This window comes from Sulfitobacter sp. OXR-159, assembly GCF_034377145.1.
GTDB lineage: Bacteria > Pseudomonadota > Alphaproteobacteria > Rhodobacterales > Rhodobacteraceae > Sulfitobacter.
Window position 1 is genome coordinate 1,270,647 of the sequence record NZ_CP139707.1, and the last position, 25,461, is coordinate 1,296,107.

The window sequence follows — 25,461 nt, forward strand, 5'->3', positions numbered from 1 at the left end:
CCCTGTATTCTGTTTGACGTGACCTCTTATATAGGAAATATTCCCGATAATTGGCTAGTTGCTGGCGCAGATAAGAACATGTGTTCGCTATGGCCGTAGGTGGAGTATGAACGTCCTGCCGGGACGAGAGAGAAGAGAATGACTGTCCGAATTGATGAGACCGACCGGAAGATTTTGGCGCAGCTGCAACGGGATGCGAGCCAATCGCTGGACGATATCGCCCGCGAAGTAGGCTCTTCGAAGACGCCCGTGTGGAATCGGATCCGCAAATTGCGCGAGGCCGGGGTGATTGGCCAGCAGACGGTTGTGCTTGATTCAGAGGCACTTGGATTCGAGGCGTGCTTTTTCGTTCTGATCCGCACGTCAGAGCATGAGGCGGCGTGGCAGGCGGCGTTTTTGCAGGCGTTGAAAGACCGGCCCGAGGTGCAGGAAGCGCACCGTTTGGCAGGGGATATCGATTATATCCTGAAAGTGCGGGTCAAGAACGCGCGGGCCTATGACGTGTTCTATCAGGCACTGATCTCAGAGGTGAAGGTGCATAACGTCACGGCGCTTTTGTCGATGGAAGAGATCAAATCAACGACGATGCTGCCGCTTTAAGAACGCGGGGCGGGGCATCACAGCCCGCCCCGGTTGTCTTCAGGACTGCGCGAGTGCTGCCACGATGGGCGCGAAGTCTTCGGCCTTGAGGCTGGCCCCACCCACAAGCGCGCCGTCGACGTTTTCCACCGCGAAAATCTCGACAGCATTCGCGGCCTTGACCGAGCCGCCGTAGAGCAGGGGAAGCGCATTGCCGATCTCTGCACCGAAACGATCGATCAGGCGCGTGCGGATGAAGTCATGTACTTCTTTGATCTGTGCGATGCTGGGCACTTTACCGGTGCCAATGGCCCAGATGGGCTCATAGGCGATCACGGTATTTTCCGCATCAACCGCATCGGGGAGGGAGCCGTCGAGTTGCCCGCCGATGACGTCGAGCGTTTGATCAGCGTCCCGCTCGGCCTCGCTCTCGCCAATGCAGACGATGGCGGTGAGACCCGCGGCCCAGGCGGCACAGGTCTTGGCCTGGACGTCGGCGTCGGTTTCCCGGTGGGCATCGCGGCGCTCTGAATGGCCGAGGATCACATGGGTGGCGCCGCTGTCGGCGACCATCGTGGCGGAGATGTCACCCGTATAGGCGCCTGCGCCTTCGGTATGGCAATCCTGCGCACCGATTTGGATCGGGCTGCCGTGGGTGGCGTCAGTGGCGCGGAACAGCAATGTGCTGGGCGGGCAGATCACGACCTGCGGCGGGTTTTCGGGCAGGCCGGTGGCAAGGCTGTGAAGCTCTGCCAAAGAGGCGGCGGTGCCGTTCATCTTCCAGTTGCCGGCGGCGATTTTGGGGCGCATCGGATCCGTCCTGATCTGTTGATATTGCTAGATCAGTTCGCAGGCCCGCTGCCTTTCGTCAAGACCGTGAGCCTGACGGGCGCGCTTACTTCGCGCCCAAGCTCTCGTCGAACTTGATGGATTCCCCGCAGCCGCAGGCTTCGGTCACATTGGGATTGCGGAACTTGAAACCGGACTCGAGCAGCGTTGTCTCATAGTCGATTTCGGTGCCAAAGAGGAACATCTGCGCCATCGGTGCGATCATCACCCGCGCGCCGTCTTGCTCAACCACCTCATCGTTGGGGTCGGTCGCTTCGACGTATTCCATGGTGTATTCCATCCCCGCACAGCCGCCTTTTTTGACGCCAATGCGCAGCCCTGCGTGGCCCGCCGATTGCATCAGTTTTGCAATCTGGCCAGCGGCTTTGGGGGTCATGGTGACGGCTTGCTTGCCGGGAATGCCAAACATGTCAAATTCTCCTATGCGGCCAAGATAGGGATGCGGGGCGGTGATCTCAAGCCGTCAAAGGGAATTCATTGCCGCCAGCGTAGCAAAGGCCACGATGAGCGCCCAACCGAAAGAAGCCAGCGTCCCGATGATGACGTATTCGCTTATTTTCTGGTTCTTTTTCACTGTGTCAAAGCGCAGGATCGACTTTGCCGCGATGAGAAATCCGATGCCCGTAGGCTCGCCGATCATGACCATCAGAAAGATAAGCGCGCGTTCCAGCAGACCAATGACCCTGCCTGCGTTCTCCAAGCCGTCGGGCTGAGCCTGCGCTTTGTGGGGCAACATCAAGCCGCCTACCGCAGGCCCGCCTGCAAGGGTGGCGGTGATCAGCCCCGCAAGGAAGAGGGCAGGCGGAATAAGCGTTGTGCTCTGAGCAGCCCAGAGGCCACTGGCAAAAGCATCTGGAGTATAAAGGGTGAAGACCGCGATGGTCGCAAGATGGGCGGCTTGATCGCTGAGGTAGGGCCAGAGCCGCTCGCGATGCTGCTCGGGAACGGCGTAGGTTTTGACTGCATCAATCCCGACATGGGCGAGGGCGAGAAGGCCAACTGGGAGGAGACTGCCGCCGAGGGCCATCGCAGTCGCGGCAAAGACAATGACACCGTGCAGTAGAAGTATGTGGGGTTTGCGTTTGGCGGCGACCATCGCGTTGGTCTGAAACACGAAATCCGCCATTAGATGGGCAAGCAGGCAAGCGAGGGCGGTGGCGATGGCCTGTTCGGTCATGAGGGGTCCGGCTGTTGGGGGTGGTTGTTATTTGAAAAGCCGCAGCGGGCTGTGGCAAGGGTTTTTCTCAAGAATAAATACAGGCATATTTGGCTGTAATAGTTAATAACAGCTCTATTAGGTTGTTTTTACTCCTCTAGCACGTCGCAAACCTCTCGCAACTCATCTATCCCCGCCGCGTCTACATGGCCCTGGACACTCTGCTGCGTCAGCTCAAACCGCTGCGCGAGATCTGCTTGCACGGGCGGCTCAGGGGCCAGCATGTAGTAGGCGACATCGGCTTGGCGCTTGGTCCAACCGGTTGCGATCCGGTCGGCGAGGGGGAGGGCTGCACGCAACGCAAGCGGGGCATCCGGGGCATTCATGCGCCGCGCGCGGGGCATGGCGTCGAGGGCGTGACCGGAACGAACCAGCGCCGCGCCATCGGCGCGAGAGAGATCGTCGCCTGCGAAATGCGCCTCGCCTATTCCGATGCCAAAGCGGGTGTCTGCGGTCTTGCCGCAGCGGCGCACGGCGGCGCGTAGAACGAGGGCCGCGCGGAGGGTGAACTTTGGCACCACGGCCATTTGCCAGCCGTCACCGCGAAAGCGGGTCATGCGGGCGGGCTGGCCTTGCCATGTCGTCAGGGCCTCGGCGGCGTCTTCGAGACGCGCGAAAACAGCATCCAACTCCGCCCGGCTCATCGCGGAGGATTTCACGATATCTCCGGTAAAAATTGCCCAAGTTTCCATGGCTTGCCCCTTGTTTCCCGCAATGTCGCAGGAAGGCGAAATCCATGCAAGCCCGGCCAACGAAAAGGGCCGCCCGAGATGGGGCGGCCCTGAGGGTGATCCAATGCGCGGCGCGGATCAGAGGCCCATGCAGTTCGCGTAATAGGTCACGGTCGCGGGCCAATCGGAGAAGACACCGGCCACGCCCACGTCTTGGGCCAGCACATCCAGCGCCACCAGATAGTCGCTGTCGTCTTTCACAACATCGTTGACCGACTGGAAGTACCAACCGCCACCGGTGGCCAGCGGGCCGGAACGCTCCAGTGTCCAAGCGATCAGGGTCAGGCCTGCTTCTTTCGCGGCCATGGCGTAATCGGAGCCAGCAATTTCGCCCTCTTTGTTGGTCAGCATCATGTTGAGCGAGGGGGCGAGGTAGTTCACGCCCTTGGCTTTCAGATCAGCGAAGTTTTCGGCCCATGTCTCGGGGTTCTGCTCATCGAAACCGTCGGACCATTGTACCAGATAAACAGCCTGTTTTCCGAATTCGGGTGTGTTCTCAACCCAGTAGAGCACATCGTCAAGGTTGAAGGACTGCGGCCAAACGTCAGAGGCCGGGATGCCCGCAGCGACATATTCATCAACCAGTTTCTGCGCGTAGTCTTCCTGAGAGAAACCGTCATGGGGCATCTCGACAGAAGGGGATTTCAGCTCAGGCGTGAATTTGGCGCCCAAGGATTTGAACAGTTCGATCGATTCCGCATGGGTCATCAGATCGGCTTTGTCGCTGTAAAGCTCGGTGCGCCAATTCGCGACGCCGCCCTGATAATCTTCGGCGGTGGTGGCGGTCGTGTCGGCACTGTCCATCTTGGGCGTCAGGGTGCGGAACTCTGCCAAGGTGATGTCGGAGGTACGGCATTCGGCGCTGGCTGGCGTGTCGCCCGACGCAGCGGTAAAGCCGGTGGTGCATTTCTCGGCCAGATCAGAGACGAGGATGTTCGTGGTGGTGTGCAGATCGTTCTGCGCGTGGCGGCAGACCAATTCATGATCGGCAGTGAAGGTTACGTCGCATTCCAGAATGCCTGCACCCATGCGCGCGGCGGCGACATTGGATTGCACGGTGTGTTCGGGAAACATCAGCGGCGCGCCCCGGTGCCCGATGGAGAAATCGGACTTGGCGGCGTCTTGACCCATGCAAGAGGCCAGCTTGTCCTTCAGGTCGCCCTCGGGCAGCTTATCCACCAGATAGGCGGGGCGGGGGCCGTATTCGACCGGTGTCGCTGCAGAATGAGCATCGGCCAACGCCATGCCGGGCGCGAGGGCCAGAGCGGCGAGAGAAACAAGGGTTCGCATAATGTTATCCGTTCGTGAATGAAGTTCTGGGCGCTTCTATGGGGGGGCTGTGTAACGGTTTCACGACCGGATCATGTCAGTCGAATGAACAATCCGGCGCGCCCCCATTCCGTGGAACGCGGCCAAAGAAAAACACCGCCGATGACCTGCATCGACGGCGTTTATTGTTCGCTCTGCGAAACTGTGACTTACATGAAGCCCAGTTCAAGCCGGGCTTCATCAGACATCATGTCCATGCCCCAAGGCGGTTCCCAAACCAGCGCCACATCGACCTGCTTGACCCCCGCAATCGGTTCGACCGCATCGGCGACCCATCCGGGCATTTCACCCGCGACGGGGCAACCGGGCGCGGTCAGCGACATCTTGATGTCCACTTCGTTTTCGGCGTTGATGTCGATCGTGTAGATCAACCCCAGTTCATAGATATTCACAGGGATTTCAGGGTCATAGACCGTGCGACACGCCTCGACGACCTGCTCATAAAGCGGGTGGTCGGTGGAAGAGGGCGCAATCAGCGGTGTCCCTTCGAGCGGTTGGGTCTGTTCGGTCATCTCTTGCCTCGCATCATTCTCGACGTTTTATATAGGGATTGCGGGGCGGGGCGTAAAGTGGCCCGACGCCCTGAGGGCGAAGGGCCGCCCCGGTCAGCCCCCCCTGCGACGCCGCGCAGGTTGCGGCTTCACGCGGGCTTCGATCTCATCATAGACCTTGCCGACGATGTCTTTCTTGGTGGCGTTCTCGATCCCTTCGAACCCGGGGGAGGAGTTGACCTCAAGCACCTTTGGGCCGCTTTCCGAACGCAGCAGATCGACCCCGGCGATGCCAAGGCCAAAGGCCCGCGCGGCGCGCACGGCGGTGTCGCGTTCCTCTTTCGAGATGCGGACGACCTTGGCCGAACCGCCCCGGTGCAGGTTCGAGCGGAAGTCGCCCTCCGCCCCGGTGCGTTTCATGGAGGCGACAACCTTGCCCGCCACCACGAGGCAACGGATATCTTCGCCGGCGGCTTCCTTGACGAAATCCTGCACGAGAAAGTTGGCGCGCAGGCCGCGGAAGGCGTCGATGACGCTCTCGGCAGCTTTCTTGGTTTCGGCCAGCACGACGCCCTTGCCTTGGGTCGATTCCAGTAGTTTCACGATCAGCGGCGCAGTGCCCACCAATGCCATCAGGTTTGAGGTATCCTTGGGCGAGGCGGCAAAAGCCGTGGTCGGCATGCCGATCTTTTTCGCCGCCAAAACCTGATGCGCGTGCAGTTTGTCGCGGCTGGCGGTGATCCCGGCAGAGCCGTTGACGCAATAGGTGCCAATCGTCTCGAACTGGCGGATCACGGCGGTGCCATAGGGGGTGATCGACGCGCCGATGCGCGGGATCACGGCGTCATAGCGGGGCAGGCGCTTGCCGTCGTAATGCACTTCGGGGGCCAGTTGGTTGATCGCCATATAGCAGCGCGTGGTATCGATCACCTCAACCACATGGCCGCGGGCCTCTCCGACCTCGACCAGACGGCGGGTCGAGTAATTGTCTTCGCGGCTGAGCACCGCGATGCGCAGGGCACGCTGTGGTGCGGTGTGGCGCAGGCTGGCGGTGTGGTAAACGTCATAGTTCAGGTCCGGCTGCAAACGCCGCTCTGTCGCCGAGATGTTGATGTGCTCGGTCAGCGCCTGACGGCCCAGCAACATGCGGCTGGTCATGCTCGCGCGGTTGGTCAGGGTCACGTCGATGGGCCAGCTTTGGCCGTTCACTTCAATCGTGGTCGCGATCACGAAACGATGCTCGGATTCGCCGTTGGAGGAGGTGACCTCGCGCCGGTCAATGAGCGGCGCAGAGCAGGTGATGGAAATATCATCGCGCCCCGAGATCGGATGCACGTTAAAACGGACCTTGGGCTTGGAGGCGGGGCCGAAAACCTCAATATCGTGGGCATGCAGCGCTGAGGTGCGCGCGCCGGTGTCAACCTTGGCCTTGATCGCGGGAAGGCCAAGATCGGGCAGGGCCACCCATTCTTCCCAGCCGAATGTCAGTTTATCCATTGCCTGCTCCTTGGGTGATTGGTCTGCCTGCCTAACCTGCGGCAGGGATCGCTTCAAGCGATGCTGTGTTACGGTTTGCCCATATCCGCGGGGGCGGGGGGCAACATGCGGACGTCGTCTTCTTTCTCCATCCGCGCCGCGGCGGCGAGGAGTTCTTCGCGCACCCGGCATTCGATGTCCCAAAAGGTCGCCGCATTGTCGGTGGGCAGTTCAAAGCGAACTTTGATGCCGAATGCGTCTTGCTCAAGCACATGGACCTTGGCCTTGTCCATCGGTTTGACGTCATTGGGGTCTTCTTGGGCCAAAAGATTAAAGAACACCCGGCGCAGCGCCGCCACATCGGCATTCTGCGACAGGGTCAGGATGATGGGGCGTACCATGGCGTGGTCCTCGATCGACCAATTCTCAAACGCATCAGAGACGAAATAGCTGACCGGAACGATCAGACGGGTACCGTTCCAGTTCAAAAGTTGCACGTAGGTGAAGTGGATCCGCTCTACCGTGCAAAAATGCCCCTCAAAGATCAGCTGGTCGCCAATCCGGGCGGAACGGTTCAGCGCGATCTGGATGGAGGCAAGGATATTGCCCAGAACCTCACGCGCGGCGAAACCCAGTACGATGGTCACCGCACCGGCAGAGGCTAGCAGCGACAGGCCAAGAGTGTTGTCCGCATTGCTTGAGACCAAGATCACGCCAGAGGCCACCAGCACCGCGATCACGATCACCCCTTTGCGGGCAGCGGCGATTGTGGTGGCAATGGACCGCATATGCGCGTTCATCGGGTCGGCAAGCTCATAGGCGTTGTTGGGGCTGATCCGGTCGAAAATCTCGTCAAAGGTAAAGACGATGGCGAGGGTGCCTGCGGTCACATAGGCGATCAGCAAGATCGGACTGAGCACCGCGTCGATGAAGCCGGATACCACCAGCACGCGGCTGGTGGCCGTGCCGATGATCGCGGCGCAAAGCACGATGGCAGCAGGCCAGCGGAAGGACCGCAGCATAAAGCGCATCCAGCGCCGTTTGGCCACTTCGCCCAGACGGCGCATGATGCCAAAGGCGAACCAGCCAGCCATCAGGGCCCCCACCACGAGCAGGGGCAAAAACAGCACTTCCCAAAGATACATGCCCCAAAAGGCGCGGATGCGCAGCCAGTCGGGCAACATCGTCTCAAGCTCCGTCGGCCCGTATTGCGCGTGAAGATGGGGAATGTTGTCAATGCTCTGGCGCGAGAAGACCCAGACGGGCTCGGCGTCCTCTCCGGGTTTGATCCGGTTGAGCCGCAAAGGCACATCATGGCCGCCCAGCTCTAACCGGTCGATCAGCAGCGAGCGGCGCACGCGCCCGGTGTCGTTATCCTCGGCCGAGCCAGAGAGCCAACCGTCGGGCCGGTCCGCCAGTTTGCGCCATGGCACGACGACCTTGCGCTCCATCAAGACCGAAAGCTGAAAGGCGCGTTCAGTCCCGATGACGGCCTGATCGGCTTGGGGCAGGTCCGACAAGTCAAGGATATGCGCCGCGTCGGAGTAGTGGCCATTGTCCGTCAGGTAAATGAAGCTTTCCAGCGCGGCCATCGGCGTGCCCCGGTCCAGTGTCTCGGGCGGGGGCGGCAGGCCGGGGTTCAGCTCGGTCGTTTCAAACCATGCCTCTTGCGCCTGTCCGGAGGCGGCGGCAGCGAGCATTGCCAGCGCCAGCACAAAGGCCCCCAGAAAACGAGGAATTACAGACGCGAAAGCGCGTGAGAGTAGGGCAAGCCGCTGCATGGATAGCGCAATGTAGCGGGGGTTCGGGCAATTCAAGGCTGCGCCACGCTTGTTCATGCCATTTGCGGGCGTTTAGTTTTCGTTGATGTCACGGGTGACGATCCGCGCGCCGCTGGACTGCCGTTTGAAAACCGCCCGCAGAACCAGCCAAGCGATGAGCGACAGAACCGCAAAGATTGCCAGCATCAAGGCCACATTGGCCGGTGCCCAAAATGCAACCACCACCGCCATGCCAAGCGCGCCGAGCGCGAAGCCAAGGAAGATCGAACCGGGCAGCAAAAGCTCAATCACCCCAAGGGCCAAGGCCGCGCAGACCCAGACCCACCAGAGTGCCAGCCAAGCCGCCATCAGCCTTTCCCTCTGAGCAGTTTGAAAGCATCGCCAAAGGCCTCTAACGCCTGCGCGGGGACAAGGATGGTCTGACTGCCCGCGCCCTTGCCCATGGCATTCAGCGCATCGACCTGTTTCAGCGCGATTTGGTAATGCGCGGCGTCGAGCCCGTTTTCGTTGATCGCCGTGGCGACGACTTGGGTGGCATAGGCTTCGGCATCGGCCAGAATGCGCCGCGCCTTGGCGGTCTGCTCAGATGCGTAAAGCTCGGCCTCGGCGGCCAGTTCCACGGCGCGTTTCTTGCCCTCGGCCTCTGTCACCTGTGCGCGGCGGGCGCGTTCGGCGTTGAGCTGTTGCATCATGGCGGCGCGGGTGGCGGCATCTAGGTTCACGTCCAGTATTTCGGCTCGGGTCACTTCGATGCCCCAACTGTCCACGGCATCTTCGACGCTGGCTTTTATCGTGGTGATCAACTGGCTGCGGTTGGCTTGCACCTCGTCGAGGTCCATCTTGCCGATCTCGGCCCGGACGATCCCCGCCACGGTGGTTGAGATTGCGCTGTCCACGTTGCGGATGCGGTAAACGGTCTTTTCCGGCTCGGTGATGCGGTAAAACACCGAGGTATCGACCTGCACCAGCACGTTGTCGCGGGTGATGGCGTCTTGGCTGGCGGTAGGCAACTGCCGCTCTAGGATCGAGATTTTATGCGCCACATGATCGATAAACGGCACGATCATATTGATCCCCGGCCCCAAGACCGCACGCAGACGGCCAAAGCGTTCAATCACATGCTGTTCGGATTGCGGGACGATCTTGACCGATTTCAGGATAAGGATCACGACCAGCAGGGCAAGCAAAAGCCAAGCGAGGTTATTCTCCAAAAGGCCGATCAGCATGTCTTCGAGGGGCAAGGCCGTAATCCTTTGAATGATATCATTTTTACGCAATCCTCGCTATTTTACCTTTATTGCATGTTTCTCGCCACTGGTTTATCGCGCCAGTCGCAGCCAGAGAGGGCCAGAGTATGACCAGCACCGGATTTACCAAACACGCGCAGGACGGCAAGGCACGCAGCGGCGTGATCCAGACCCCGCGCGGCGAGATCCGCACGCCCGCCTTCATGCCCGTGGGCACGGCGGCGACGGTCAAGGCGATGATGCCCGAAAGCGTGGCCTCGACGGGCGCAGATATCCTGCTGGGCAACACCTACCATCTGATGCTGCGCCCCACGGCGGAACGTGTGGCCGCCTTGGGCGGGCTGCATAAATTCATGAACTGGGACAGGCCGATCCTGACGGACAGTGGCGGCTTTCAAGTGATGAGCCTTGCCGGGCTGCGCAAGCTGACCGAGCGTGGCGTGACCTTCAAAAGCCATATCGACGGCTCAAAACATGAAATCACGCCGGAACGTTCGATGGAGATTCAGGAACTGCTTGGCTCCGACATCGTCATGTGTTTCGACGAATGCCCCGCGCTGCCCGCCGACCGCGACCGCATTGCCGAAAGCATGCGCCTGTCGATGCGTTGGGCCAAGCGCAGCCGGGAGGCTTTTGGAGATCGGCCCGATCACATGCTTTTCGGCATCCAGCAGGGCGGGCTTGAGCAAGACTTTCGCCAAGAGAGCGCCGAGGCGCTGCGCGAGATCGGTTTTGACGGCTATGCCGTCGGCGGTCTGGCCGTGGGGGAGGGGCAGCAGGCGATGTTCTCTACGCTCGATTTCGCCACCGACATGCTGCCCGAAGACAAACCGCGTTACCTGATGGGCGTGGGCAAGCCTGACGATATCGTGGGCGCCGTGGCGCGGGGCATTGATATGATGGACTGCGTGTTGCCCAGCCGGTCGGGCCGGACGGGGCAGGTGTTCACCCGGATGGGCGTGCTCAACATCAAGAACGCGCGGCACATGGACGATCCGCGCCCTCTCGATGAAAATTGCAGCTGTCCGGCCTGTCAGAACTACTCTCGCGCCTATCTGCACCATGTTTTCCGCAGCCAAGAGATCATCTCGTCGATGCTGCTGACATGGCACAACCTGCAATACTACCAAGACATCATGGCGGGCATGCGCGAGGCCATCGCGGCGGGGCGGTTTACCCAGTGGCAGGCAGACTTCCACGCAGGGCGCGAGCAGGGCGATATCGACCCGCTTTAAGGGCAGGGCGGCGGCGTATTCTCACGCGAAATTGTGCTGACGGTCCTTGCTGCATTGCGGCAGGGTCTTAGGTGCCCTTGCACAGTCTATTGCAAGGAAAGGCCCGAATATGACCGAGAAGCTATTTACCCCCTTCACCGCCGGTGAGATTGTGGCCGACAACCGTCTGGTGATGGCCCCGCTGACCCGCAACCGTGCAGATAACGAGACTGGCGAAGTCTCGGACATGCATGTCGAGTATTACCGCCAGCGCGCGGGAGCGGGCATCATCATCACCGAAGCCACACAGATCAGCCCCGAGGGCAAAGGGTACTTCCAAACCCCCGGCATCCATACCGAAGGCCAAGTCGCCGCATGGCGCAAAGTGACCGATGCGGTGCATTCCGAAGGTGGGCGCATCGTGATCCAACTGTGGCACGTGGGCCGGATCAGCCATACCTCCCTGCAGCCCGAGGGCGGCAAGCCTGTCGCACCCTCGGCCATCGCGGCGGGGGTAAAAACCTTTACCGCCAACGGGTTTGAGGATACTTCAGAGCCGCGCGCGCTGGATTTGGATGAGATGCCGCGTCTGGTCGCGGACTACGCCCATGCCGCCGAAATGGCCAAAAAGGCCGGTTTCGACGGGGTCGAGGTGCATGGGGCCAATGGCTATCTGCTGGACCAATTCCTGAAAACCGGAAGCAACAAACGCGATGACGCCTATGGCGGCAGTCTGGAAAACCGCGCGCGGTTGCTGTTCGAAGTGCTGGATGCTGTGACAAAGGTCTGGGGCGGTGAACGTGTCGGCCTGCGGCTCTCGCCCTTCTCGCCCGCCAATGGGATCGAAGACGCCAACCCGCAGGAGACGTTTGAATATGTCGTCAAAGGGCTGAACCGCTACAACCTCTCTTATCTGCACCTCGTCGAAGGTGCGACGGGCGGCTCGCGTGAGCTTGACGAAGGCGAAAGCATCGCCGCCCTGCGCGCGCTCTTTGAGGGGCCCTATATGGCCAACAACGGTTATGACCGTGAGATGGCGATTGAGGCCGTGGGCAATGACAAGGCCGATCTGATCGCCGTGGGCCGCCCCTTCATCGCCAACCCCGATCTGCCGCGCCGTTGGCAGATGAACGGGCCGCTGAACGAGGGCGATACCGATACCTACTACGGGGGCGGGCGCGAAGGCTTTACCGATTATCCGACACTGGAACAGGCCGACGCCTGATCAATTACGGGATCAATTACGGGGCGCCCATGCGGCGCCCCGGGCCACGGCGCGCGGAATTGGGGCGAAATCAACCCAACGCGCGCTTGCCTCCACCCCGCCGAAGCGCGATGATGGCGGCCTAATACCCCGCAAGGGATTGAAACAGGCGGATGGGATGCACACATGTCCTGTCCAGAAAAGGGGATGTCAGAGGCCGCCTATGACAGGGGCCCGGATGTCTTGCTAAGATAAGGAATTGAGCATGTTAGAGCCACTGAACGCATCCTACCCGGTGCTTCCGCTGCGCGACATCGTCGTGTTTCCCCACATGATCGTGCCGCTTTTCGTTGGCCGCGAAAAATCCGTCCGCGCCCTTGAAGAGGTGATGGCAGACGACAAACAAATCCTGCTGTCGAGCCAGATCGACCCCGCCGAGGATGATCCCGACACTGCTGGCATCTACAAGGCCGGTGTGTTGGCCAATGTGCTGCAACTGCTGAAACTGCCCGATGGCACCGTCAAAGTGCTGGTCGAAGGTCAAGCGCGGGTGCGCATCACCGAATACCTTGAAAACGACAATTTCTTCGAGGCCCGCGCCGAGTATCTGACAGAGATGCCGGGCGATGCGGCCACCACACAGGCGCTGCTGCGCACTGTGGCGGATGAGTTCGAGCGCTACGCCAAGGTCAAGAAGAACGTCCCCGAAGAAGCGCTCGCCGCCGTTGGCGAAAGCGCCGAACCTGCACGTCTGGCCGACCTCGTGGCCGGGCACCTCGGCATCGAAGTCGAGCAAAAGCAGGACCTGCTGGAAACGCTGAGCATTTCTGAGCGGCTTGAGAAAGTTTACGGGCTGATGCAGGGCGAAATGTCCGTGCTGCAGGTCGAGAAAAAGATCAAGACCCGCGTCAAATCCCAGATGGAGCGCACGCAGCGCGAGTACTATCTGAATGAGCAAATGAAGGCCATTCAGCAGGAACTCGGCGATGGCGAAGACGGCAAGAACGAAGTGGCCGAACTCGAAGCCCGCGTGGCCGAGACCAAGCTGAGCAAGGAAGCCCGCGAAAAGGCCGATGCCGAGATCAAAAAGCTCAAGAACATGAGCCCGATGTCTGCCGAAGCCACCGTGGTGCGCAACTATCTTGATTGGATGCTGTCGATCCCATGGGGCGTGAAATCGCGCGTCAAGAAAGACCTCAGCCGTGCGCAAAAGGTGCTGGATGACGATCACTATGGCCTGGATAAGGTCAAGGAACGCATCGTCGAATACCTTGCCGTGCAGCAGCGTTCGTCCAAAATGAAAGGCCCGATCATGTGCCTCGTCGGCCCTCCGGGCGTCGGCAAGACATCTTTGGGTAAGTCGGTCGCCAAGGCCACGGGGCGCGAATTCATTCGCATCTCGCTGGGTGGTGTGCGTGACGAGTCCGAGATCCGCGGCCACCGTCGGACCTACATCGGCTCCATGCCCGGCAAGATCATTCAGGCGCTGAAAAAAGCGAAAACCACGAACCCGCTCATCCTGCTCGATGAAATCGACAAGATGGGGCAGGACTTCCGTGGCGATCCGGCGTCGGCCATGCTCGAAGTGCTTGATCCGGAACAGAACGGCACCTTCGTCGACCACTACTTGGAGGTGGAATATGACCTCTCGAACGTGATGTTCCTGACCACATCGAACAGCTACAACATGCCCGGGCCGCTTCTGGACCGGATGGAGATCATCCCGCTTTCCGGCTACACCGAGGACGAGAAGCGCGAGATCGCCAAGCAGCATCTGGTGGCCAAACAGGTTAAGAACCACGGTCTGAAGAAGAAGGAGTTCGAGATCGAGGACTCCGCTCTGACTGGCATGATCCGCTACTACACCCGCGAGGCTGGCGTGCGGAACCTTGAGCGCGAGATCGCCAAGGTGGCACGTAAGTCGTTGACCAAGATCGTGAAAAAGGAAGCTGAGAGCGTCACCGTGACCGGCGACAACCTCGAAGACTTCCTTGGCGTGCGCAAGCATCGCTTCGGTTTGGCCGAAGAGAAAGACCAGATCGGTGTCGTCACCGGGCTGGCCTATACTTCCGTGGGCGGTGAGTTGTTGCAGATCGAAGCTCTGCGTTTGCCGGGCAAGGGCCGGATGAAGACCACCGGCAAGCTTGGCGATGTGATGAAGGAAAGCATCGACGCGGCGAGCTCTTACGTCCGTTCGATCTCTCCGCAGATCGGGATCAAGCCGCCGAAGTTCGACACGCTGGATATTCACGTGCACGTCCCCGACGGTGCCACGCCCAAAGACGGCCCCTCGGCCGGGCTGGCGATGGTGACTTCGATCGTGTCGGTGCTGACGCAGATCCCCGTGCGGCGCGACATCGCCATGACAGGCGAGGTCTCTCTGCGTGGTAACGCGATGCCAATCGGCGGCCTGAAGGAAAAGCTCCTCGCGGCCCTGCGCGGCGGTATCACCACCGTGCTGATCCCGCAGGAGAATGAGAAAGACCTGCCGGATATTCCGGGCAACGTCAAAGAAGGGCTGACCATCATTCCGGTGAACCATGTCTCCGAAGTGTTGGAACATGCGCTGGTCAGCAAGCCGAAGGCAATTGACTGGGACGAGGCCGCTCAAGAAGCCGCCGAAGCTGCCGCGATGAAAGCCCGCTCCGCTGGCGTGGACGCGACCACCACGCATTAATACTGCGACCGAGGACTAAGACCTCAACGCGCGCCTTTCGAGGCGCGCGTTTTTCATTGGGGAAGGGTGCAGGCCTCCCCGAAACCGCTGCCGATTTTTGCGCCAAACCCTCTTGCAAGCTCCGCCGCAATTGGCTACTTGCCCCGCAAGGGTGATTAGCTCAGTGGTAGAGCGCTTCGTTCACATCGAAGATGTCAGGAGTTCAAATCTCTTATCACCCACCATTTTCCTACGTTTTCAATGAATCCAATCGGTTGCCCGCGAGACGGCACTCTGGCTCATCTGCGCATGATCCCAGCCACCGGGCAGGCTTGCCTTCCCCGTCCTGCGGTGGTCCTTATCCAATCAATGGCCATACCACGGACAACACGGCGGAGAGAGCATGTCGGCACATCCCAAAATCTGGTTCCTGCGACACGGGCAGACCGAGTGGAATCGCGCGTTTCGATTGCAGGGGCATCTCGATTCACCGCTGACCGATCAGGGCATCGCCGAGGCCGCGCAGCAGGCGCAGGTGATGCCGGAGGTGCTTGCGCAAAAGCCCGATATCCTCGTCTCTCCGCTTGGCCGTGCGCAGCAGACTGCGCAGATTGCACTGGATGGGGCGTCTTTTCAAACAGATGCGCGTCTGATGGAGATCCATGCAGGCGGGTGGCAGGGGCTCACTCGCGATGAGATTCTTGCCGCCAACCCCGATCTCGCCGCGCGTCGTCCAGCGCCGCTGGACATCTACGCCGCCGCGCCGGGCGGGGAGGGGCTGCCGGCGTTTCGCGGGCGGATTCGCGCGCTGCTCGATAGCCTGACCGCGCCCACGGTGCTGGTTGCCCATGGGCTCTGGGGGCAGGTGCTCCGGGCGGAGGTGCGCGGCCTTGATCTGGCCGCAGCGGGGGGGCTGAGTAACAGGCAGGGCTGCGTCTATCTGCTGGAGAACGGGATGGAAAGCGTTCTGGAATCCCCTGCATGAGCCGCTACCCGACACTCTATATCCTGCGTCATGGTGAGACGGAATGGAACCTCGCCAACCGGCTGCAAGGGCATTTCGATTCTCCGCTGACCGACACGGGCCGTGCGCAGGCCGCCGCACAGAATGCGATTCTCAAGCGCTGCGATCTGGCGGGATTTTCTGCGCTCAGCAGTCCGCAGGGGCGGGCGGTGGCAACGGCGGAACTTGCGCTGGCGGGGCTGGGAATGACGGTCGCGACGGACCCGCGACTGGGTGAGATCGGCATCGGCGCATGGGCAGGCAAGTCGCGCGATACATTGTTGCGGCAAACCCCAGACGCGCGTGATTCCTATGATCTTTACGAACATGCCCCCGATGGCGAGGGATTCGCGGCGCTTTATGAGCGCTGCCGCAGCTTTCTCGACAGTCTGACCGGGCCTCATGTGCTGGTGACACATGGCATCACATCGCGCATGCTACGCCTTATTTTACTGGACCACGCGCCAAGCGTGCTGCGGGATATGCAAGGCGGGCAGGGGGTGGTGTTTCGGCTTGAGGATGGTGAGCAAAAAAGGCTGACATTATAGGCTTGAAGCCCGCCCCCACCTTGCGCTATGAGGTCCAAGTCGGGTCGTTAGCTCAGTTGGTAGAGCGCTTCGTTTACACCGAAGATGTCGGGAGTTCGAGCCTCTCACGACCCACCACCTCCCCCACGTATTTGTTTGTTGTGATCGACTGCCGCAGTGGTAGGCCCGACCGACGCCCGTCCGCTCCGCGGTCAGTCTGGGTCGGGAGTTCGAGGCTTTTACGGCCCAACACTCCCCTCCCGTTAAGCGATGTCCTATCGGCCACCAAGAAGAATTGCCTGTGCAGCTTGCGCAGCGTCTTGGTCCGGCCCGCATGCCCAGCCCTTGTGAGCCTCAGATGGCTGGCTAAGAAAGCTATGCCATTCCGCTGCCCGACCCTCTGAACACCAGCGACCAATCCGATCAAAGCGCCCCGAACCCTCGGCGAACATCGCGGGTTCTGAAGCCGCGAAACCGGCCCCCCAAACGCCCCAAGAACAACTTGCGAAATTTTCATATTTTCGCACAAACCGCGCTTGACGGCAGAGCGCCCTCACCATAGAACACCCAAACGCTCCGGGGCGACCTGGAGAGTGCAGCGGGCGGTTGTAGCTCAGTTGGTTAGAGTACCGGCCTGTCACGCCGGGGGTCGCGGGTTCGAGCCCCGTCAACCGCGCCACCGCTGCCTGAAAAGGGGACCTCTTCGAGGTCCCTTTTTTCGTTTCCAGCCCCATAAAATACCGCGCGAAACTTCTTTTCCCAAAGCGCATTTTCTCGGGCGAATGCGCTTGACGGCCCGCGCCCCTTGGCCTATTCCGCCCACATCGCGCGGTTGTAGCTCAGTTGGTTAGAGTACCGGCCTGTCACGCCGGGGGTCGCGGGTTCGAGCCCCGTCAACCGCGCCACTTTATCCCCTTCGTTATAGTAGACATACACTGCGGCCAAAGCGGTCGCACGGATGGCGCGCGCCGTAGGTTCGCATCGCCCAAGGCGGCATATTGGCGACCGGGCAGGCCCGATCGCAAGTGGGGTGCAATTGGCGACCGGGCAGACCCGATCGCCAGATGGCTTAGGTCAGCGCATCAAGGATGCGGGCCCAAGACCGGATGCCTTTGTGAAAGCTTTCCATGTCGTACTTTTCATTCGGTGAGTGGATTTGATCGTCGTCTTTGCCAAACCCGACCAGCATCGGCTCTGTCCCTAGGATCTTTTGAAAATGCCCCGCAATCGGGATTGAGCCGCCACAGCCGATATAGGCCGCAGGCACCTGCCACTCATCGCTGAGCGCTTGGCGGGCGGGTTCGAACATCGGATGGCCAATTTCTACACCTGATGCTTGGCTGGCGCCGTGGCCTGAGAAGTCGACGGTGCAATCCTCGGGCAGCATCTCTGTGACCATCTTGCGGAAGTTCTCGCGAATGGCGAGCGGGTCTTGCGTGCCGACAAGACGTAAGCTGATCTTGGCGTGCGCCTCGGACGGTAGGACCGTTTTGAATCCATCGCCAGTATAGCCGCCCCAGATGCCATTAACCTCACAAGTCGGGCGCGACCAGATCATCTCAAGCGGGGTGCGGTCCTGTTCGCCTGCGGGTTTGCTGAGACCCACGTCGCCGAGGAAGGCGGCATGGTCAAAGGCCAGCCCCTGCCACTGCGCTTCCAGATCCTCGGGCAGGTCCGGCACGCCGTCATAGAAGCCGGGGATGGTGATGCGGCCTTCGTCGTCATGCAGCGACGCGATCACTTTGCTGAGCGCACGGATCGGGTTCATCGAAATGCCGCCGTACATGCCCGAATGCAGGTCTTTGGAGGGGGCGGTGACGGTCAGCTCTTCGCCCAGAAGCCCACGCAGCATGGTGACGATGGCGGGGGTCTTGCTCTCAAACAGCCCGGTGTCGCAGATCATCGCGACATCGGCTTTCAACTCCTCGGCGTTTTCCTCCATGAAGGGGACAAGCGACGGCGAGCCGGATTCCTCTTCGCCTTCGAGGAAGAAGGTGATGCGACACGGCCAGTCGCCTTTCACTTCTTTCCATGCGCGCAAGGCCTCGATGATGGTCATCAACTGGCCCTTGTCGTCAGCGGCCCCACGGCCCCGGATCACGCGACCCTTGTCGGTGTCCTCTACCGCCGGATCGAAGGGGTCGCGGTCCCAAAGGTTCAGCGGGTCGACCGGCTGCACATCATAGTGGCCGTAGAACAGCAGATGCGGCTTGCCTTCGCCTACATGGCCCACAACCATCGGATGGCCCGGCGTGGCGCGCTTTTCGGCCTCTACTCCCATCGATTTAAGGTCAGCCACCAGCCAATCGGCGGCGCGGTCGCAATCGGCCTTATAGGCCGGATCGGTTGAGATCGACGGGATGCGCAGCAGTTCTAGCAGACGGTCAGTGGCGGCGGGCAGATCGTCGTCGATCCGGGCGAGAACATCGTCGAGGGACATGGCTTAAATTCCTTGCGCTTGTGAGTTTGGCGCGAAGGTATCAGGCGGGCAGGGCGTGTCCAGTGGCCGCTGGGCCAGTGTTCAGAACGTGAGCGAGAGGCGGCTGCCCTCGGGCGTGAGACGGTGATCCACCTGCGCATTCAACTGCGAGGCCGCCGCCGCCATCAAGGTTTGCCCGATGCTGTCGGCCCGCCGCTTGCCTACGTTTTCCGCGCCGATGCCGTCATCTTTGCAAGACAGAATAAAATGCCCGTCGCGCAGGCTCAGGTCAATCTCGATGTTGCCGGGCGTGGCGTCGGGGAAGGCGTGTTTGATCGAATTGGCCGCGAACTCGCTTATGATCAGCGCCATGGAAGACGCCGCGGTCGAGCGCAGGGTGACGGGGTCTGATCTGTAGTCGATTTTCACATGGCCCGGCGCGGTTTCGCGCAGAAGCCCCACGACCTTGTCGAGGTATTTATGTGCATCGACCTCATCGCGGCCGCGCACGGATTGCAGTTCACCGTGCAGCGTTGCCATGGCGTTGACGCGGCGTTGGATACCGTCAAGCACATCGACCGTGGTCTCGTCGTCCAAGTGGCGGCTGTGCAGCCGGACCATGGCCGAAAGAGTCTGGAGCGAGTTCTTCACCCGGTGGTCGGCCTCGCTCATCAGCACTTCTTGCTGGCGCAGGGCAATGCGAAGATCTAGCTGTTTCATCACCTGACGGGACAGCACGGACATGGCCTTGCGTTGCAGCGCGGTCAGCTGTCGCGGTTTGTTATCAAGGATGCACAGCGTGCCAAGCGGCATCCCGTCCGACGCCACCAGCAGGGCGCCCGCGTAAAAGCGCAGCCCGTCACCCGCGGTGCACAGCGGGTTGTCCGCCATCCGCGGGTCTTTGAGCGTGTCGGGAATCTCAACGAAAGGGTCTTCCAGAATCGCATGAGAGCACAGCGAGGTCTCAAGCGGCGTCTCGCGCGCGTTCAGCCCAACCTCGGCTTTGAACCACTGGCGGTCCTTGTCGATCAGGTTGATCACCGAAATGGGCGCCTCACAGATCTCGGCTGCCAGCTCGACGATTTCGTCGAACTCCGCCTCGCGCGGGGTGTCGAGGATCTCATAATTATAGAGTGTCCGCAGGCGTTGGTCCTGCTGGGGGTGAGGAACGGCGCGCAAATTAAGGCCCCTTTCTGGGTTTCCTGTTGAAGACAGGAAAGCGCCCGAAAACACAAGCAGACAATCGAAACTGTGCCTAAATGCGCGCTCCTACCTGCGACAGTTCGTCCCGCAACGGGTTCTGGATAAGAGATTGAAGCTTCGGCCTTGCATCTGTAATCATTCTAAAAGCTGAATATGGAAGGGGCCCTTCCTGTTCGCGCCAAAAGATGGAGACGCGCAATGGACTATAACGAGAAGCTCGACGCGGCGATTGCGCGCCTGCATGACGAAGGCCGCTACCGGACCTTCATCGACATCGAGCGTCGCAACGGCCAGTTCCCCCATGCGGTCTGGACCAAGCCCGACGGATCGCAGCAAGATATCACCGTTTGGTGCGGCAACGACTACCTTGGCATGGGGCAAAACCCCGTTGTGATCGAAGCAATGGAAGAGGCCCTGCGCGCGACCGGGGCAGGCTCTGGCGGCACGCGCAATATTTCTGGCACAACGGTTTACCACAAACAGCTTGAGGCCGAACTGGCCGATCTGCATGGCAAGGAAGCGGCGCTGCTGTTCACCTCGGCCTATATCGCCAACGATGCCACGCTTTCCACGCTGCCCAAGCTGTTTCCGGGGCTGATCATCTATTCCGACGCGCTGAACCATGCCTCCATGATCGAAGGGGTGCGCCGCAATGGCGGGGCCAAGCGTATCTTCCGCCATAACGATCTGGGCCATCTGCGCGAGTTGATGGAGGCCGATGACCCCGCCGCGCCCAAGCTTATTGCATTTGAATCGATCTATTCCATGGACGGTGATTTCGGCCCCATCGAAGAAATTTGCGATCTGGCCGATGAGTTCGGCGCGCTGACCTATATCGACGAAGTGCACGCCGTGGGCATGTACGGCCCGCGCGGGGCAGGGGTGGCAGAGCGTGACCGCCTGATGCACCGGCTCGACATCATCAACGGCACGCTGGCCAAGGCCTACGGCGTGATGGGCGGCTATATCGCGGCCTCGGCCAAGATGTGCGACGCGATCCGCTCCTATGCGCCGGGCTTCATCTTTACCACTTCGCTGCCGCCCGCCGTGGCGGCGGGGGCGGCGGCTTCGGTTGCCTATCTCAAACGCGCGCCCGAACTGCGCGAAAAGCACCAGCAGCAGGCCAAGGCGCTGAAACTGCGGCTCAAGGGACTGGGATTGCCGATCATCGACCACGGCAGCCATATCGTGCCCGTCATGGTGGGCAACCCGGTCCATACCAAGCTGCTGTCGGACATGCTGCTTGAAGATCACGGCATCTATGTCCAGCCCATCAACTTCCCCACCGTGCCACGCGGTACAGAGCGGCTGCGCTTCACGCCGTCGCCGGTGCATGGGCCCAAGGAAATGGACGCGCTTGTTCGCGGGATGGACACGCTCTGGTCTCATTGTGCGCTGAATCGTGCCGAAGCTGCGGGCTAACGCAGCGCTATTCGTGTTTTGCGTTGTCTTGTGGTAGCCTTTTGTCAAGAAAAGGCTACATCCGAATCGTTGGGGCGTGTTTGGATCAAAGCTACAGGCTAACAGGGACAGGGCATATTGATGATCGGGCGATGGGCCTCCAGAACCGCTGAGGACGAAACAGTCGAACCCAAAGGGTTCGATGCATTCGAATTGCGGTTGGGGGATGTCATGCGCGGTGAACGCGCCACGCTCGGTAAATCCCTGCTCGACGTGCAGCGCGAATTGCGCATCAAAGCCTCCTATATCGCGGCGATTGAGAATTGCGACCCGGGTGCATTCGACACGCCCGGTTTCATCGCGGGCTACGTGCGCTCCTACGCACGCTACCTCAACATGGACCCCGATCAGGCCTTTGCCGCATTCTGCAAGGAATCTGGTTTCGCTGTGGCGCATGGCATGTCCGCCGAGGCCTCGGTGGTTAAAAAGCCCAGTTTCGAAGAACGACGTAAGACCCCGAAAGAAGACGATCTTTTCGCCCGCCCCAATACGCCTTTCGTGCCCACGGGTGATGGGCTGCTCAGCCGGATTGAGCCGGGTGCTGTCGGCTCTTCGCTGGTGCTGATCGCGCTGATCTCTGCTATCGGCTTTGGCGGCTGGACCGTCCTGAAAGAGGTGCAGCGCGTGCAGGTGGCGCCGGTGGATCAGACCCCGATTGTGCTGTCCGACCTTGATCCGCTGGACGGGGCACTGGCCCGCGCACCAGACGCGGAAGACGATTCCGCTGCGCCCCAAAGCGTGGAAAGCCCGCGCGCTGATGCGCTCGACCGGCTTTATCGCCCGCAGGCTTTGGATGTGCCGGTGTTGGTGGCGCGTGATGCGCCCATTGCCTCCATTGATCCGCGCTCCGTCAGCAATTTCCCGACCCCCGACCGCCCCGCCACGGCAGAGCCAAGCACCGCCGTGGCCGAGAATGGCACGATCGACGCTGCCATCGACGAAGCCCTGATGCTTGCCAATGCCGAGACCGATCTGCCCAAACCGCAGGTGGTTGAGCCTTTAGGCGACAAGGTGCGCATGGTCGCGGCCTATCCCTCATGGGTGCGGGTGCGCGCCGCCGATGGCACGGTGATTTTCGAAGGCGTGATGAACAAGGGCGACACATGGGATGTCCCTGTCACCGAAGAGCCGCCCTCCCTGCGGACGGGAGAATCCGGTGCGCTTTATTTCGCGATGGCAGACGGATGTTTCGGCCCTGTCGGGCCGCGTGGTGCTGTCACTTCGAATGTGCCGCTCCACGCGCAGGCGCTGGCCGAACTTTATCAGCCAGTTGACCCAAAGGCAGAGCAATCGCTGAGCCGGATGTTCGCCGATCTGGAAGGCTCGCTTGACCCTTCCGCGCTGGCGGCGATGCCCTGTCAGGGCAGCTAAGCGCGCGGGCCGTCGCTTCCCATTGCACATGATGCCCCGGCTGAATAGGTAGGGGCCATAGCCCCTGATCCCGCGAAAGGTGTCTTCATGTCGCTTCATTCCATTCGCCCTTGGCGCGATATTCCGCGTCGCAAGTCCCGGCAGATCATGGTGGGGAATGTGCCAGTGGGCGGTGATGCACCGATCACCGTGCAGACCATGACGAATACGCTGACCACTGATGTGGCCGCTACCATCCAACAGGTGCAGGCCGCCGCCGATGCGGGCGCGGATATCGTGCGTGTCTCGGTTCCGGATGAGGCGTCCTCCAAGGCGCTGCATGAGATCGTGCGCGAGGTGTCTGTGCCCATCGTGGCGGACATTCATTTCCATTACAAACGCGGGATCGAGGCCGCCGAGGCCGGTGCCGCCTGCCTGCGCATCAACCCCGGCAACATCGGTGACGAAAAGCGCGTGCGCGAGGTCATCAAGGCCGCGCGGGACCATAATTGCTCCATTCGGATCGGCGTGAATGCAGGCTCGCTGGAGCGGCATTTGCTGGAGAAATACGGCGAACCTTGCCCCGATGCGATGGTGGAAAGCGGGTTGGATCATATCAAAATTTTGCAGGACAACGATTTCCACGAGTTCAAGATTTCCTGCAAAGCGTCCGATGTTTTTATGGCTGCTGCCGCGTACCAACAGCTTGCTGATGCTACCGACGCCCCCATCCACCTTGGCATTACCGAGGCGGGCGGCTTGATGTCAGGAACGATCAAATCGGCCATCGGTCTGGGCAATCTGCTGTGGAGCGGCATCGGCGACACCATCCGCGTTTCGCTCTCTGCCGATCCTGTCGAAGAGGTGAAAGTCGGCTACGAAATTCTCAAGTCCCTTGGCCTGCGGCATCGCGGTGTGAACATCATCTCTTGCCCCTCCTGCGCGCGGCAAGGGTTTGACGTGATCAAGACTGTCGAGGCTTTGGAAAAACGGCTGGAGCATATCAAGACGCCAATGAGCCTCAGCATCATTGGCTGTGTGGTGAATGGCCCCGGTGAGGCGCTGATGACCGATGTGGGTTTCACCGGCGGTGGGGCCGGGTCTGGCATGGTCTATCTCGCGGGGAAGCAGAGCCATAAGCTTGGGAATGAGGGCATGATCGAGCATATCGTCGAGCAGGTCGAGGAACGCGCGGCGCAGATTGAGGCTGAAGCGGTGAAAGCGGCGGAATAGGGTAGTGGCTGGGCCGCTGGCCGGGTGGCGGCGGACAGGGTGCGCTGCGGTATTTTTAAAAGGATGAAGATGATGGGGGGCGCGTGAACCGGGAGGGGCGCGTGCTTTTTGGCTGTTTGGAAGCTGTTCTTAATCAGCAGGTTGGTGGTGAAGGTTAATGTGGTTGGGGGTGAGGTATTTCTCTAGGACCACGGGCGGCATGTGGCCGTTGAGCACCATCTCAGGCAGTACGTAGAAGGGGGCGGCGTCGAGCCCTAGGGCGGCGGCCCAGCGGGCGGCCTGGGGCATGTGCAGTTCGTGTTGAATGAATGTCAGCCCGTAGCGCTTTGTAATTTCGGTTAATTCTTTGACGGCGGTATTGCAGGTATCGCAGTCTTGCGCGGTGAAGAGCGCCACGGCGTGGCCTGCCAGAAGCTCGGGGGCGAGGCGTTCGAGCAGGGTTAGGTCGTCTTGAATATATTGCCGCATTTCGGATTGCGCGGGCTGTGGCGCTGCCAAGGCTTTGGCGATGACATCGCCATTCGCCAAAATCGCCGCGCGCAATTCACTGTCAAAGGCGGCACGCGCGGTGGGGTCGAGCGTTTGAAGATCACCCGCCCCGGCAGGCAGGGCCAGCGCAAGAGCTGCTATGGCTGCCGGGGCGCGCATTTTTAGCCGCGTTTTTCGTCCACCAGCGCCATCATCTGATCGTAGGGCAGGTAGCCGCGTAGCATTTCATCTTGCATGACAAAGGTGGGGGTGCCGGTGATCTGCAGCTTTTGCGCCAACGCGCGGGTCTGGGTGATTTCCTGTATGACTTCATCGCTGTCCATCTTGGCTTCAATCGCCGGGACATCTAGATCAAAGCTTTCGCCCAAGCGGCGCAGCGCGGGCAGGGAGACCTCACCGTTGAAGGCCATCAGAGCGTCGTTCAATTGCTTGTAGGCATCGCCGCCCGCGACCTGTTTGGTCGCCACGGCAAAGCGCGAGGCCAGCATGGATTGATCGCCAAGGATTGGGAATTCTTTGACGATCAATTTGATATTACCGTCAGTTTCCAGTAGCTTGGCCACTTCGCCATGGGCGCGTTTGCAATAGCCGCAGCGGTAGTCGAGGAATTCGACCAGCGTGATGTCGCCATCCGGGTTGCCACCGACCCAGGAATAACCGTCGTCGAAAATTTCATCTGCGTTGGCGGTGACCAGATCAAAATCGGCCTGCATCTGCGCTTCGGCCTGACGGTTTTGCATCTGCTCAACCGCTTGCAGGATCACCTCGGGGTTTTCCATCAGATAGGCGCGGACTTCGGCGCGGAACTGTGCGCGCTCGGCGTCGGTCAGCTCTGTCAGGTCCATGGCCCCGGCGGGGGCGGCAAGAGCCAGTGCGCTGGCAAAGGCAGGGGCGATGAGGCGGGCGAACATGGGCGGTCCTTTCGGTAGGTCTGCGAAATAGGGGCCAAGGGTTGACGCCCGGCATCAGGCGCGGTGAAAGCATATGCCGAGAGTAGGAGCAA

Annotated in this window: 23 protein-coding genes and 4 tRNA genes; 13 read left to right on the top strand and 14 right to left on the bottom strand. The window is 60.8% G+C overall.

The window, feature by feature from the left end:
* Window positions 1-138: 138 nt before the first annotated feature.
* Window positions 139-600 carry an Lrp/AsnC family transcriptional regulator gene (locus T8A63_RS06240; RefSeq protein ID WP_067265010.1) on the top strand — a complete coding sequence of 154 codons (462 nt, stop codon included), beginning with the start codon at window positions 139-141 and terminating at the stop codon, window positions 598-600.
* Between the two features lie 39 nt (window positions 601-639).
* On the opposite strand, the gene tpiA is transcribed toward T8A63_RS06240, so the two are convergent.
* The 10 genes from tpiA to T8A63_RS06290 form a co-directional block, all read right to left on the bottom strand.
* Window positions 640-1,389 carry a triose-phosphate isomerase gene (gene tpiA, locus T8A63_RS06245; RefSeq protein WP_132444533.1) on the bottom strand — a complete coding sequence of 250 codons (750 nt, stop codon included), beginning with the start codon at window positions 1,387-1,389 and terminating at the stop codon, window positions 640-642.
* A gap of 85 nt (window positions 1,390-1,474) precedes the next feature.
* Window positions 1,475-1,837, bottom strand: coding sequence for a HesB/IscA family protein (locus tag T8A63_RS06250; RefSeq protein WP_067265014.1), 363 nt, complete (start codon window positions 1,835-1,837; stop codon window positions 1,475-1,477).
* 54 nt (window positions 1,838-1,891) lie between these two features.
* Window positions 1,892-2,605 carry a DUF3307 domain-containing protein gene (locus T8A63_RS06255; RefSeq protein WP_067942002.1) on the bottom strand — a complete coding sequence of 238 codons (714 nt, stop codon included), beginning with the start codon at window positions 2,603-2,605 and terminating at the stop codon, window positions 1,892-1,894.
* Window positions 2,606-2,733: 128 nt separating this feature from the next.
* A complete protein-coding gene (locus tag T8A63_RS06260) occupies window positions 2,734-3,336 on the bottom strand; it encodes a hypothetical protein (RefSeq protein ID WP_322345292.1) in 603 nt (200 codons plus the stop codon).
* A gap of 117 nt (window positions 3,337-3,453) precedes the next feature.
* On the bottom strand, window positions 3,454-4,665 hold the full coding sequence (locus T8A63_RS06265) for a glycerophosphodiester phosphodiesterase family protein (protein WP_322345293.1): 1,212 nt from the start codon (window positions 4,663-4,665) through the stop codon (window positions 3,454-3,456).
* A 188-nt stretch (window positions 4,666-4,853) separates the two neighbouring features.
* Window positions 4,854-5,216 carry an SUF system Fe-S cluster assembly protein gene (locus T8A63_RS06270; protein WP_067626181.1) on the bottom strand — a complete coding sequence of 121 codons (363 nt, stop codon included), beginning with the start codon at window positions 5,214-5,216 and terminating at the stop codon, window positions 4,854-4,856.
* 93 nt (window positions 5,217-5,309) lie between these two features.
* On the bottom strand, window positions 5,310-6,692 hold the full coding sequence (rimK, locus tag T8A63_RS06275) for a 30S ribosomal protein S6--L-glutamate ligase (RefSeq protein ID WP_322345294.1): 1,383 nt from the start codon (window positions 6,690-6,692) through the stop codon (window positions 5,310-5,312).
* A 68-nt stretch (window positions 6,693-6,760) separates the two neighbouring features.
* Entirely contained in the window at window positions 6,761-8,452 is a 1,692-nt protein-coding gene (locus tag T8A63_RS06280; RefSeq protein ID WP_300051878.1) for a mechanosensitive ion channel family protein, read from the bottom strand.
* Window positions 8,453-8,524: 72 nt separating this feature from the next.
* Window positions 8,525-8,800: an NfeD family protein gene (locus T8A63_RS06285; RefSeq protein WP_300051875.1), complete on the bottom strand. Its 276-nt coding sequence runs from the start codon at window positions 8,798-8,800 to the stop codon at window positions 8,525-8,527.
* Complete coding sequence (locus T8A63_RS06290) at window positions 8,800-9,678, bottom strand: SPFH domain-containing protein (RefSeq protein WP_132444573.1); 879 nt, start codon at window positions 9,676-9,678, stop codon at window positions 8,800-8,802. The genes T8A63_RS06285 and T8A63_RS06290 overlap by 1 nt, the downstream gene beginning before the upstream one ends.
* Window positions 9,679-9,806: 128 nt before the next feature.
* Between T8A63_RS06290 and tgt the strand changes: the two genes are divergently transcribed.
* From tgt to T8A63_RS06335, 9 genes are all read left to right on the top strand, one after another.
* On the top strand, window positions 9,807-10,934 hold the full coding sequence (tgt, locus tag T8A63_RS06295) for a tRNA guanosine(34) transglycosylase Tgt (RefSeq protein ID WP_322345295.1): 1,128 nt from the start codon (window positions 9,807-9,809) through the stop codon (window positions 10,932-10,934).
* A 109-nt stretch (window positions 10,935-11,043) separates the two neighbouring features.
* Window positions 11,044-12,138, top strand: coding sequence for an alkene reductase (locus tag T8A63_RS06300; protein ID WP_322345296.1), 1,095 nt, complete (start codon window positions 11,044-11,046; stop codon window positions 12,136-12,138).
* 244 nt (window positions 12,139-12,382) lie between these two features.
* On the top strand, window positions 12,383-14,794 hold the full coding sequence (lon, locus tag T8A63_RS06305) for an endopeptidase La (protein ID WP_322345297.1): 2,412 nt from the start codon (window positions 12,383-12,385) through the stop codon (window positions 14,792-14,794).
* Between the two features lie 149 nt (window positions 14,795-14,943).
* Window positions 14,944-15,018: transfer RNA gene (locus T8A63_RS06310), tRNA-Val, on the top strand.
* 158 nt (window positions 15,019-15,176) lie between these two features.
* On the top strand, window positions 15,177-15,758 hold the full coding sequence (locus tag T8A63_RS06315; RefSeq protein ID WP_322345298.1) for a histidine phosphatase family protein: 582 nt from the start codon (window positions 15,177-15,179) through the stop codon (window positions 15,756-15,758).
* A complete protein-coding gene (locus T8A63_RS06320; protein ID WP_322345299.1) occupies window positions 15,755-16,324 on the top strand; it encodes a histidine phosphatase family protein in 570 nt (189 codons plus the stop codon). Before T8A63_RS06315 ends, T8A63_RS06320 begins: the two co-directional genes overlap by 4 nt.
* Before the next feature lie 41 nt (window positions 16,325-16,365).
* Window positions 16,366-16,441 (top strand) — tRNA-Val (locus T8A63_RS06325).
* A 464-nt stretch (window positions 16,442-16,905) separates the two neighbouring features.
* A tRNA-Asp gene (locus T8A63_RS06330) sits at window positions 16,906-16,982 on the top strand.
* A gap of 149 nt (window positions 16,983-17,131) precedes the next feature.
* Window positions 17,132-17,208, top strand: a tRNA-Asp gene (locus tag T8A63_RS06335).
* 164 nt (window positions 17,209-17,372) lie between these two features.
* Here T8A63_RS06335 and T8A63_RS06340 read toward each other — a convergent pair.
* Both T8A63_RS06340 and T8A63_RS06345 read right to left on the bottom strand, forming a co-directional pair.
* Complete coding sequence (locus tag T8A63_RS06340; protein ID WP_322345300.1) at window positions 17,373-18,743, bottom strand: M20/M25/M40 family metallo-hydrolase; 1,371 nt, start codon at window positions 18,741-18,743, stop codon at window positions 17,373-17,375.
* Window positions 18,744-18,824: 81 nt separating this feature from the next.
* On the bottom strand, window positions 18,825-19,901 hold the full coding sequence (locus T8A63_RS06345) for a sensor histidine kinase (RefSeq protein ID WP_322345301.1): 1,077 nt from the start codon (window positions 19,899-19,901) through the stop codon (window positions 18,825-18,827).
* 222 nt (window positions 19,902-20,123) lie between these two features.
* Between T8A63_RS06345 and hemA the strand changes: the two genes are divergently transcribed.
* From hemA to ispG, 3 genes are all read left to right on the top strand, one after another.
* Window positions 20,124-21,347 (top strand): 5-aminolevulinate synthase, encoded by a 1,224-nt coding sequence (hemA, locus tag T8A63_RS06350; protein WP_067626197.1) that lies wholly within the window; start codon window positions 20,124-20,126, stop codon window positions 21,345-21,347.
* Between the two features lie 120 nt (window positions 21,348-21,467).
* Entirely contained in the window at window positions 21,468-22,757 is a 1,290-nt protein-coding gene (locus tag T8A63_RS06355; protein ID WP_067626198.1) for a helix-turn-helix domain-containing protein, read from the top strand.
* Window positions 22,758-22,844: 87 nt separating this feature from the next.
* Window positions 22,845-23,969 (top strand): flavodoxin-dependent (E)-4-hydroxy-3-methylbut-2-enyl-diphosphate synthase, encoded by a 1,125-nt coding sequence (gene ispG / locus T8A63_RS06360; protein WP_322345302.1) that lies wholly within the window; start codon window positions 22,845-22,847, stop codon window positions 23,967-23,969.
* A 129-nt stretch (window positions 23,970-24,098) separates the two neighbouring features.
* Here ispG and T8A63_RS06365 read toward each other — a convergent pair whose 3' ends face one another.
* Together T8A63_RS06365 and T8A63_RS06370 are read right to left on the bottom strand one after the other, a co-directional pair.
* A complete protein-coding gene (locus T8A63_RS06365; protein ID WP_082849386.1) occupies window positions 24,099-24,617 on the bottom strand; it encodes a hypothetical protein in 519 nt (172 codons plus the stop codon).
* A gap of 2 nt (window positions 24,618-24,619) precedes the next feature.
* Entirely contained in the window at window positions 24,620-25,369 is a 750-nt protein-coding gene (locus T8A63_RS06370) for a DsbA family protein (protein ID WP_067626227.1), read from the bottom strand.
* Window positions 25,370-25,461 lie beyond the last annotated feature (92 nt).

Coding starts and splice junctions, on each gene's coding strand:
- T8A63_RS06320 (WP_322345299.1), top strand. CDS start 15,755: ATGAGCCGCTACCCGACACTCTATATCCTGCGTCATGGTGAGACGGAA.
- T8A63_RS06260 (WP_322345292.1), bottom strand. CDS start 3,336: ATGGAAACTTGGGCAATTTTTACCGGAGATATCGTGAAATCCTCCGCG.
- T8A63_RS06270 (WP_067626181.1), bottom strand. CDS start 5,216: ATGACCGAACAGACCCAACCGCTCGAAGGGACACCGCTGATTGCGCCC.
- rimK (WP_322345294.1), bottom strand. CDS start 6,692: ATGGATAAACTGACATTCGGCTGGGAAGAATGGGTGGCCCTGCCCGAT.
- T8A63_RS06265 (WP_322345293.1), bottom strand. CDS start 4,665: ATGCGAACCCTTGTTTCTCTCGCCGCTCTGGCCCTCGCGCCCGGCATG.
- T8A63_RS06315 (WP_322345298.1), top strand. CDS start 15,177: ATGTCGGCACATCCCAAAATCTGGTTCCTGCGACACGGGCAGACCGAG.
- T8A63_RS06240 (WP_067265010.1), top strand. CDS start 139: ATGACTGTCCGAATTGATGAGACCGACCGGAAGATTTTGGCGCAGCTG.
- T8A63_RS06365 (WP_082849386.1), bottom strand. CDS start 24,617: ATGCGCGCCCCGGCAGCCATAGCAGCTCTTGCGCTGGCCCTGCCTGCC.
- T8A63_RS06285 (WP_300051875.1), bottom strand. CDS start 8,800: ATGGCGGCTTGGCTGGCACTCTGGTGGGTCTGGGTCTGCGCGGCCTTG.
- tpiA (WP_132444533.1), bottom strand. CDS start 1,389: ATGCGCCCCAAAATCGCCGCCGGCAACTGGAAGATGAACGGCACCGCC.
- T8A63_RS06280 (WP_300051878.1), bottom strand. CDS start 8,452: ATGCAGCGGCTTGCCCTACTCTCACGCGCTTTCGCGTCTGTAATTCCT.
- T8A63_RS06300 (WP_322345296.1), top strand. CDS start 11,044: ATGACCGAGAAGCTATTTACCCCCTTCACCGCCGGTGAGATTGTGGCC.
- ispG (WP_322345302.1), top strand. CDS start 22,845: ATGTCGCTTCATTCCATTCGCCCTTGGCGCGATATTCCGCGTCGCAAG.
- T8A63_RS06255 (WP_067942002.1), bottom strand. CDS start 2,605: ATGACCGAACAGGCCATCGCCACCGCCCTCGCTTGCCTGCTTGCCCAT.
- lon (WP_322345297.1), top strand. CDS start 12,383: ATGTTAGAGCCACTGAACGCATCCTACCCGGTGCTTCCGCTGCGCGAC.
- T8A63_RS06250 (WP_067265014.1), bottom strand. CDS start 1,837: ATGTTTGGCATTCCCGGCAAGCAAGCCGTCACCATGACCCCCAAAGCC.
- T8A63_RS06355 (WP_067626198.1), top strand. CDS start 21,468: ATGATCGGGCGATGGGCCTCCAGAACCGCTGAGGACGAAACAGTCGAA.
- T8A63_RS06370 (WP_067626227.1), bottom strand. CDS start 25,369: ATGTTCGCCCGCCTCATCGCCCCTGCCTTTGCCAGCGCACTGGCTCTT.
- hemA (WP_067626197.1), top strand. CDS start 20,124: ATGGACTATAACGAGAAGCTCGACGCGGCGATTGCGCGCCTGCATGAC.
- T8A63_RS06290 (WP_132444573.1), bottom strand. CDS start 9,678: ATGCTGATCGGCCTTTTGGAGAATAACCTCGCTTGGCTTTTGCTTGCC.
- T8A63_RS06340 (WP_322345300.1), bottom strand. CDS start 18,743: ATGTCCCTCGACGATGTTCTCGCCCGGATCGACGACGATCTGCCCGCC.
- tgt (WP_322345295.1), top strand. CDS start 9,807: ATGACCAGCACCGGATTTACCAAACACGCGCAGGACGGCAAGGCACGC.